Source organism: Phytoactinopolyspora endophytica, assembly GCF_004138495.1.
In the GTDB taxonomy this organism is placed as follows: Bacteria; Actinomycetota; Actinomycetes; order Jiangellales; family Jiangellaceae; genus Phytoactinopolyspora; species Phytoactinopolyspora endophytica.
On record NZ_ML142851.1, the window covers coordinates 192,909 to 202,040 of the forward strand.

8 protein-coding genes are annotated in these 9,132 nt (G+C 67.5%); all 8 read right to left on the minus strand.

Annotated elements, in window-relative coordinates:
• Positions 1 to 2,142: ATP-binding protein (locus ELR45_RS06770; RefSeq protein ID WP_240759242.1), on the minus strand; the 2,142-nt coding region annotated here is incomplete at its 3' end.
• Positions 2,139 to 3,059 carry a DUF4194 domain-containing protein gene (locus tag ELR45_RS06775; RefSeq protein WP_129664539.1) on the minus strand — a complete coding sequence of 307 codons (921 nt, stop codon included), beginning with the start codon at positions 3,057 to 3,059 and terminating at the stop codon, positions 2,139 to 2,141. The genes ELR45_RS06770 and ELR45_RS06775, both read right to left, overlap by 4 nt.
• On the minus strand, positions 3,052 to 4,629 hold the full coding sequence (locus ELR45_RS06780) for a DUF3375 family protein (RefSeq protein WP_129664541.1): 1,578 nt from the start codon (positions 4,627 to 4,629) through the stop codon (positions 3,052 to 3,054). Before ELR45_RS06780 ends, ELR45_RS06775 begins: the two co-directional genes overlap by 8 nt.
• 86 nt (positions 4,630 to 4,715) lie before the next feature.
• Positions 4,716 to 5,783: an ImmA/IrrE family metallo-endopeptidase gene (locus tag ELR45_RS06785; protein ID WP_129664543.1), complete on the minus strand. Its 1,068-nt coding sequence runs from the start codon at positions 5,781 to 5,783 to the stop codon at positions 4,716 to 4,718.
• Positions 5,780 to 6,106: a type II toxin-antitoxin system RelE/ParE family toxin gene (locus ELR45_RS06790; protein ID WP_129664545.1), complete on the minus strand. Its 327-nt coding sequence runs from the start codon at positions 6,104 to 6,106 to the stop codon at positions 5,780 to 5,782. Before ELR45_RS06790 ends, ELR45_RS06785 begins: the two co-directional genes overlap by 4 nt.
• A gap of 162 nt (positions 6,107 to 6,268) precedes the next feature.
• Positions 6,269 to 6,928, minus strand: coding sequence for a response regulator (locus tag ELR45_RS06795; RefSeq protein WP_129664547.1), 660 nt, complete (start codon positions 6,926 to 6,928; stop codon positions 6,269 to 6,271).
• Entirely contained in the window at positions 6,874 to 8,160 is a 1,287-nt protein-coding gene (locus ELR45_RS06800) for a sensor histidine kinase (RefSeq protein ID WP_129664549.1), read from the minus strand. Before ELR45_RS06800 ends, ELR45_RS06795 begins: the two co-directional genes overlap by 55 nt.
• A gap of 54 nt (positions 8,161 to 8,214) precedes the next feature.
• The gene (locus ELR45_RS34735) at positions 8,215 to 9,099 is read right to left on the minus strand and encodes an ABC transporter permease (RefSeq protein WP_165367542.1); all 885 of its coding nucleotides are present in this window, start codon (positions 9,097 to 9,099) and stop codon (positions 8,215 to 8,217) included.
• Positions 9,100 to 9,132: the final 33 nt, after the last annotated feature.

The window sequence follows — 9,132 nt, forward strand, 5'->3', positions numbered from 1 at the left end:
CGCCTTCACCTGTTCGATACGCTCCGAGTACGACGCCACGGACTCGGCACTCGTCCAATGGTCGAGCCGGGACCACCCGGTGTAACCCTCCAGCTGGGTCGCCGCGTCGACGGTCGCCTCCAGCTCCCGGTAGCGGCGGTCAAGGTCGTCAGCATCGGCGCGAGCCCGCTCCTCGGCGACGGCCAGCGCGCTGACCTCGCTCTCCAGGGCTGCCAGTTTGGCGGTCACATTCCCGCCGAGGATGAACGACGACGGGTTGGTCGACTCAGCACGGTCGTCCTTGCGGTAGTGGCTGCCCGGCAGCTTCACGGTTCCGCGCAATGTCACCGCCATCCGGTGTTCGTCGAGCTCGTCGGCGTTCTCGACGCAGACGTGGTCGAACCTGTCGGCCACCTGGTCGGCGAGCCACGGCCCGCAGGGGTGGTCCCAGTCGACGGTCAGCTTGGCCGCCAGCGTGCTGCGCGCCGGGGTCGACGGAGCGCCGGACACGGCGGTCACCACGCTGTACTCGACGACGCCGCGCATATCGTTGCCGTCGATGAACGCCTGGACGGACTTCTGATGCCGTTTCGGGACCAGCAGGCGGAGGCCGAAAGTGCGCAGCACCTTCTCCGCCGCCGGACGCCAGCGCTCCTCGCCGTCGGCGATGTCGAGCAGCTCCGCGGCATAGGGAAGCTCGGTCACGTCGACACCGGCGCCCTCGGCGATCTGTTCCCGTCGCCGGGCCGCGTGCGCCGGGATCAGAGACTTGGTGGACCGCAGCGTCGTCAGCTCCGCGGCCTTGGCCTCGTGTTTCTTACGGGCGTCGCCGGCCGCGGCGAACACCGAGTGCCGTTGCGGCTCCAGCTCCTGCTGTTCGGCACGGGCCTGCTCCAGCAGCCGCGGGAGCCGCTCGCGCAGCGCGGCGAACTCCTCCTCGGTCGCCGGCACAGACTCGCCGAGCCGGTCGACCAGGGCGCTGTACGCGCGGTAGGTGCGCTCGCGTGCCTGCGCCTCGCCGTTGGCGGTCTCCAGCCGCAGCTTCAGGTCCTCCAGCGCCTGACCTTCGCTGCGCAGCTGTTCGTCCAGCGACACGTAGGCCGCCTTCGCCTCCTCGTAGAGCCGTTCCTGCTCGCCGAGGTCGGCATCGAGGACCTTCTTCTCCCGCTCCAGCTCGTCCAGCGCCTCCTGGAGCGTATGCACGTGCACACCGCGCAGGTAGGTCTCCATCGCGTCGCCCAGCAGTGACTCGGCGAGGCTGTGGGTACGGCCGGACTCGCGGTACGTCTCCCAGTTCGGCGGCAGATCGTGCAGCACCTTCTCCTGGGCGTTGGCGCGACGCGCCGTCTCGTACGCCTCGTTCAACGGGGTGAACGCGTCGAGCATCTTCTGGGCGGCGGCGAACGTCTCCGGCTCGTCGAGCATGTTGCCCCGGATGAACAGGTTCAAGTCGCCGACGTTCTTCATCGCCTTCGCCTTGCCCAGCAGGGACAGCGCAGTCTTGGACCCGCCCAGGCCGATGCGCTTGGTGAGCTCGCGCATGTAGGCGGTCTGGCTCTCGGGATAGTGCGCCGGGTAGGTCGCCTTCAGCCAACGGGTGTCGAAGTTCCGCTGCGCCCACTCCTCCATCAGCGTGAGGTTGAAGTGGCCGTGGTGCAGCTGGTGCATGGTCTTCAGCGACGCCCCGTCGGTCTCCGCTCCGGTGAACCACTTCACGACGACGGCCGTGGTGATCGAGTCGACGCCGTCCGCATAGGTGGCGGCGATCGCCGACCAGGCCGCCTTGCCACCCCGGAGATAGCGCACCTGAGATTGGGCATGTTCGTCGTTCGTCTCCGACCAGGCGCCGCGTACGTAGTCCGCGACGCTGCGGGTGGCCTGCTTGGCGCCGCGCACGTTCAGGTCGGCGGAAGCGTTGAAACGCTGGTCGTGGGTGGGGAGCAGGACGGCCGAGTGGGCGTCCATGAGGGAGGACTTACCGGAGCCGGACGGGCCGGTGAACAGCACCCCTCGCTCGTCCACGGGGATGTCCTTGTAGCCGTTGAACGTTCCCCAGTTGATCACCTGGAGCCGGATGAGGCGGAACTGACCGAGGTAGATGGTGCGGGCGCCGGCTTCGGGCGCCGTCGGCTGTCCGGCCTGCCGCGTGACGTCATCAGTCATACTCCGTCGCCTCCTTCGGCACCGCTCGGCCCATCCTCGCCCATCTCGCCGGTGTCTTCATCCGAAGTGTCGTCGGCGACGGGATCGTCGTCGTTCCGGTCCGTCGCCGCCGCCTCGCCGAACGGTGTGTCGCCGAAGGGCGCGTCGTCGTCGGCCGGTACGTCACCACGGGCGATAGCCTGGTAGCGCCGGGTCAGCACCTCGACCCTCTCCGCGGTGAGCACAGACGTGATCACCCCGTAGACGAGATACCGGTCGGTGCCCTTGACAGGCTTGATGATCGCGGCGTCGTCGAGCGACTTGATGGCGGTGACGACCTTCTTGTGGAACGCCGCCTCGTCGGTGTCATCGGCCCGCTTGTACGCCATCATGTGATCGATCATGTCGGCGGTCTCCACGACCGGGTTCTCCGGTGACGCCAGATACTGCTGGTAGAGGTAGAGCGCCAGTGTGCTCGCCGCCAGGCTGAGTGTCTTGGTGCGCAGGATGGCGCGGCTGTGCTGGCTGGGGTCCTCGGCCTGGCGGGTGAACGCGTACCGGTGCTCGTGGTTGATCTCCAGCAGCAGGCCCAGCTCCGACAGGCGGCTGCGCAGCTTCTTCTCGTGCTGCAACAGAACCGCCCAGTGTCTGCTGCTCCCGGAGACGTGCGGGGCAGCGACCAGCTCCTGCAGCGTCCAGCACACCTCGGGCGGAAGCTCGCTGGTGTCACCGTCGAAGCGGGCTTCGTGGTCGCCGGAGCCGACGCGCGTCCCGGCGGCGTCGTCAGAGGCTGACTCGTCGAAGACATCCGTCGGGTCCAGGGTGGCAGCCGGGATGGCGCTCACCTCGGAGAACAGCCCGTCACCGTCGGTGTCGCCCAGGCTCGGGCCGGCGTTGTCGGTGGTCATGGTGTCCGCGTCATCCGGTGTATCAGGCATCGACCGTGTCTTCCAGGAGACTGGCTTCGAGGAGCAGGGGTTGCTTACTCAGTGTCCGATGGTGCTCGGCAGCGGCCATCGGGTCGGGGACGGGCTCGGTGAACGCGATCCACGGCAGCGTGATCTCCCGCGTGCCACGGCTGGTGTGGGCGGACGCGTTCACCCGCGCGTCCGGGTCGACGTCACCGTAGCGAGCGGCCAGCGACCACAGGCCCACCACGTCCCCGGTTCGCGGTTGGTCGATCCGCTCCAGCACGTCGGAGAGCGTCGCCGGGCCGCCGCCGGCGGCGGAGACAGCCTCGATCGCTGAGTTCACGGCCGAGCGCAGCGTCGCCCAGTCGATGGACTCCTTGCCCACCAGGGCAGCCGGGTCGACAGTGAAGTCGTCTGCGCCCTCGGCGAGGGCGTCCGGCGGATCGCCGGCCCCTTCGGAGAGCCTCAGCCGCCCGACCGACGAGGTGTCCGCACCGCTCATCGGGACCGGGAATCCGATATCGCGTCCGCCGTGAGTGTGCTGGAACGCTTCGGCGGCCGCTGCCTGCGCCTCGCTGACCAGTGTGCGCATGCTGCGGTAGTGCAGAGCGTCGCCGCCTCGGACGAAGTTGTTCATCCGCCGGAACGCGACGGCGCGGGCGTCCTCGACCTCCTGCACGCGGTCCCACATGGCGTCGATGAAGCTGGACAGCGACTCCACCATGTCCGGCGGCAGCGTACGGACATGGGTGACGATCTCGTCGATGTCCGTCTCCAGCTGCGCACGCTGTGACGGAGTGGCGATCAACGTGGCGAAGGCGCGGAACGCCTGTCCCTCCGCGGACTCCGAGATGACGTCGTGGCCCTCGAACATCCGGTCCAGCGACTCGGCGAAGGCGGCAGGATCGTCGGCGAGACTCTGCCGGATCAGGGCCGTGGTGTTGGCCTGCATCTGCTCGCCGTAGCGGGCGATATCGGACGGGATGCGCTCGATCAGCTGGGTGAGCGCGGTCACCTTGTCGACGAGCTCACGCTCGTCCACGGTGGGTGCCTGCTCGCTGTCCAGCGCCTCCCGCTGGGCGACGAGCATGGCGATCTGCTCGTCCAGTGCCTGCCGCCGGGCCTGGGGATCCGGGTTGGCCTCGGTGGCGATCTGCCGCATCTCGGCCATCACCATGGTCAGCGCTGACTCGGTGGCGAGCGACGTCTGCCGGCGCAGGTTGCGCATCTGCCGTACGGCCTGGCTGGCGCCGGAGGTCAGCTGGTAACGCTCCAGCCGGGACTCCGGGTCGATGCTGCGATGCACCCAGCCCTTCTTCGTCCACCGAGTCAGCAGCGCGTCCGCGTCCGGCGCTGGGGCGAACACCGGGTCGTCGTCGGTGGGAACATAGCTGCGCAAGGGGCCGGCCAGGTCGGCCTCGATCCTGGCGGTGAGGGTCTCCCCGTCGACGATCTGGCCGTTGCCGAGGTGCGCGGCCATCAGAGCGAGGTGCAGCAGCGCGTCGTTCGAGCGCAGCAGGGACATGGTCACATCGGCGGCGGCATTGGTGCGGAACTCGTGCCACAGGTTCTCGGCGTTCCGGTCCTTCCCCCTCACGCTGGGACACGATAATCGATGACCGGCTCCACGGACGATTCGACGAGTTGGCTGGAGCAGTCGATCGGCGCTATCTCAACCCATCCCTACTCGCGCTGCGGCTCAGCCTGGAACTCGAAGCGCCTCTTGAGCTGGTGTCCCCACGCGTAGTCGCCTGTCTCGCGGTGGATTCGGCCAAGGACGATTCCCGGTGCCACACCGATCTCTTCGGCGAAGGCACGTACGGCTTGAATGTTACGTCCCCGAGGCATGCGTTCCGCATGCTCCGGCGGGATGAGCGTATCGGCTGCGAACTGATTGGCCTCGTCCTCAGCGTGATCGCGATCCGTATTGAGGTAGAGACCGTTGTGTGCGTGAAGGAGGACATGGCCGATCTCGTGGAACAGGGTGAACCACACCTGATCGTCGGCCTTGCCGCGTAGCGAGAGCTGGACGATCGGATGCTGCCCAAGCCATCGGGTCGCCCCGTAGACACCAAGACCCGGTACCTCCGGAACGAATGTGAGCGCTACTCCGACGCTGGCGAGCTTCGCGACGAGATTGTCAACACATGTCGACGGGTCATCACGTGTCAGAGCGCGCAGCGATGGGAGTATGTCACGTAGTTGCGTTTCGTTGTACGCGTTCAGTTCGTTCCATCGGACAGCTCGTTCGCCCAGGGTCAGCCATACCGCGAGGTCGATGCAGTCATCGCGGCCGCGCAGCGATTTGCGGTAGGCGACTGCATCGGACTTCCATGTTGTGTTCCACGCCTGGAGGCTCGCGACGCCGAGCAGCTTGAGCAGCTGAGAGACAGTGCCGACTCTGTCTTTGGTGTCTGCCGTGATGTAGCTGTACGTGCGGAGATAGCGCAAGGGGAAGGCCTTCGCCTCTTCGTGCTGATCGACCAGCGCTTGCTCGGCGCCGAGGCGAGCGAGGTCTTCGCGATACAGAGACTCGTACTGATTCCAGATCCGAGCGGGTATGCCCGTCACCCGCTCCAAGCCGAGTGCCGTCTCGTGCGACAGGGACGCCTTGCCACGGAGCAACTCGCTCACATGCTTTCGGGATACGCCGAGACGCCGTGCGAGCTCCGCCGCGTTGACAGCATGATCTTCCATCCACTCGGCGACGAATTCGCCAGCGGGGACTGCGTAGTTGGGGAGGCTGGTCATGATTCCCTCCTCTCGCCGATTGCCGTTGTCTGGTAGTCCTCGAGATTGACGACGAGCGTCGTTGATCCGTCATCGGTGATCGGCTCGACGATGAGTCGCCAGTTTGCGCTCACACGCGCCGACCATTGCCGGCCGCGATCACCGGTGAGATGCTCCCAGCGGCCGACGCCGTGCCGTAGGTCCTCAAGGGCGTTCGCTGCACGAAGTTCGGCGAGCCGCTTCTTCAAGGCCTTGGCCACCTCGAAGCCGACCTCCTTGCGCATCACCTTCTCGTCCGTGCAGAGCCGTTCAACTCTATTGTCAGAGTACCTCAGGTCGACCATGGAGTGTTACCTGATCCGTAACATCAATTGGATGGGCAAGATCCAATGATGGCACAGGATTTCACCCCGAAAGTCGTCGTTCACAAGCGTGCGATCGCAGCTTCGACCTGGGCGCTGCCTGCCCGGTTCTCATGGATCAACCACCGACGGTGGCCGCAGGCCTTAAATCCAGCCGTGGCGCCGGGCGAGCTGGACGGTTTCGTGCCGGTTCGCCGCGCCCAGCTTCTGCCCAGCCGAGGACAAATGGTTCCGGACGGTGCCCGGAGCCAGCGCCAGCCGGGTGGCGATCTCCTCGACCGATGTGCCGTCGGCCGCCAGCTCGAGGATGTCCGCCTCGCGGGCGCTGAGCGGACTGTCTCCGGAGCTGATCGCGTCCGCCGCCAGCTCCGGGTCGACGTATCGGCCTCCGCCGTGCACAGTGCGTATCACGTCAGCGAGCGTGTCGGCGGGCACCGTCTTCGGGAGGAAGCCACGCACGCCCGCGCTGAGCGCCCGTCTCAGGTGTCCCGGCCGGCCGTGTCCGGTGACGATGACGACCTTGCATTCGGGCACTTCATCGCGCAGGGCCTCAGCGACGGCGATGCCGTCCAGGCCGGGCATCTGGAGGTCGAGTGCTGCGACGTCCGGGCGTTGTTTGCGGGCCATCGCCAGCGCCTCGTCGCCGGATGCCGCCTCCGCGACCAAGGTGAGATCGTCTTCGAGGGCCAGCAGAGCGACGAGCGCACCCCGGATGAGATGTTCATCGTCCGCCAGCAGGAAACGAATACTCACGGCCGTTCCCCGTTTTCCCGTTCCTCGTTTCGCCGTTCCCTGCCCCGCCATTCGATGTCGGGTCGTTCGTTGTCCGGCTGTGCCCCGGGCGGGATCATCGCCGCCAGCCGGAACCGATCGCCCGGGCGGCTGCCGGCGGTCAACGTTCCGCCGCCGGCCCGGACCCGCTCGCGCAGGCCTGCCAGGCCGCTGCCCTCGGGACTCGTGGGTGCCCTGCGCACTCCGTCGTTCTCCATGGTGAGCATCACCGTATCTCCGTCCCGACCCAGCGTGATCGTGCAGTGCGCCGCATCGCTGTGTCGTAGCACGTTGGTGGTCCCTTCGCGCACCACCCATGCGAGCGTCGTCTGCACGTCGGCCGGGAGGTCGGCGCCGTCATAGAGGCTGGTGATGGCGCACCGCACGCCCGCCGCTTCCAGCACCGACCGGGAGCCCGCCAGCTCGGCTTCGAGGTCCGTGGCCCGGTAGCCACGCACGACATCGCGCACCTCCTTGAGTGAGCTCTCGGCGAGCTGCCGGACCTCGTCCGCCTGCCGTGCGGCCTCATCGGGGTCCCGCCTGACAAGCTTGCTGGTGAGCTCACTCTTGAGGGCGACCACCGAGAGGTTTCGGCCCAGGACGTCGTGGAGATCACGGGCGAACCGAAGCCGCTCCTCCGCGACGGCGAGACGAGCCTGGGTCTGGCGGGAGCGGTCAAGCTCCAGCAGCACGCGTGAGATCCACACGAACGTCGGGAAGGTGCTGCCGAGCAGCACGGCCACCGCCGCCCAGATGACGGCTGTGGTGGTTGCAGGCGCGTCGGACGGCACGTGGCCGCCGGCCCAGCCGAAGGAGATCAGTGTCGCGAGGCCGGCGACCGCCACCCATCGTCCCTGGCGGGCCGTCATCCCGGCTGCGAGCGTCCCACCGTAGTACGTGAGCGCCACGGTGAGGGCGACATAGCCGAGATGGGGCATGTCGGAATCCGGACGGAGCAGGTACTCCCGCCACGCCTGGAGGGTGATCAGGAAGATCAGCGTGATGACGCCGGCAACCACGCGGTATATATCCGGCCGCGGCCCCTCGGCGAGGCGATACCGGAAACTCGCCCGGAGCAGCATGAACACAGCGACGGTGTGCACCACGCCGAGCCCGAACAGCGTCGTCAGGACATAGCCGGGGGTGTCCGTCGCGATGTTCCCCACCAGTCCCAGGGCGAGGAGCGGCTCGGTCAGCACCAGCGCATACATGCTGATCCGGTTGTACTGGTCGACCCGCCTGGCGCCGTCGCCGGTGAATGTCATCGCGATGGTCCTCAGCCCGTCCCTAGGTGGTGTGCGAGGTGTGCGCCAGGACCATTATGTCCGCGGTTCCCAGCGGAACCAGCGACGTGCGGCGTAGACCCCGAGGTAGAGCCAGGCGAGCAAGATCGCGGACGGGGCGAGCGCCTCGACGAAAGTGTCGGCGAAGCCGACCGGTGCGGATCCGTCGGCGGTGCCCTCCAGTCCCAACCGGGTCAGCTCGACGACCGGACTGAGCGGCAGGTATTGAGCGGCGTTCTGCACGGCGTCCGGGTACACGTCGATCGGGACGAGTGACCCGGACAGCACCATGGACACCATGACTACGGGAAGCGTCGACACCTGAGCGGTCTCCGCTGTGCGGGTGAACGCGGTGCTCGCGGCGGCGAGCAGAACGAAGACAGCGGCCCCACCGAGGAAGGCGATCATGACGAGCAAGGGATTGACCGGCGCACCGAGGTCCAGCAGCGCGACTGCTGCGACGACGGCGACGAGAACCTGCCCGAGCGCGATCGCCAGCCCGGGAACGGCGGTTCCGGTCAGGATCTCAATGTCCGTGGCCTCGCTCGTGCGCAGCCTTTTCAGCACCAAATCCTCGCGCCGTGCGACGTAGGCGGTGACCAGGTTGTAGTACACGACGAACAGCAGCGCGAAGCCGATCAAGGAGACGACGATGAAGGATCCGAGCTCCATATGTTCCTCGGCGGTGTCCCCGACCGAGCCGAAGACGGACACCACCAGCAGAACTGGCATGGCGAGCGCGGTTATCATGGCCGTCTTGTTCCGCACGAGAAGCCGCAGCTCAGCCCTGCTCAGGGCGCGGATCCGCCGGGCGGCGGCGCGGGTGCGGGCACCCGTGCTCGTGGGTGGACCCGCGTTCGGCGGGGCGCCCGTCGAGGTCGGCCCGGCTGGGATCGCCGTGGTCGGGTTCGGGGTCGTCATACGGTGATCTCCTCTCGGTGCTCGCCGGCGGCG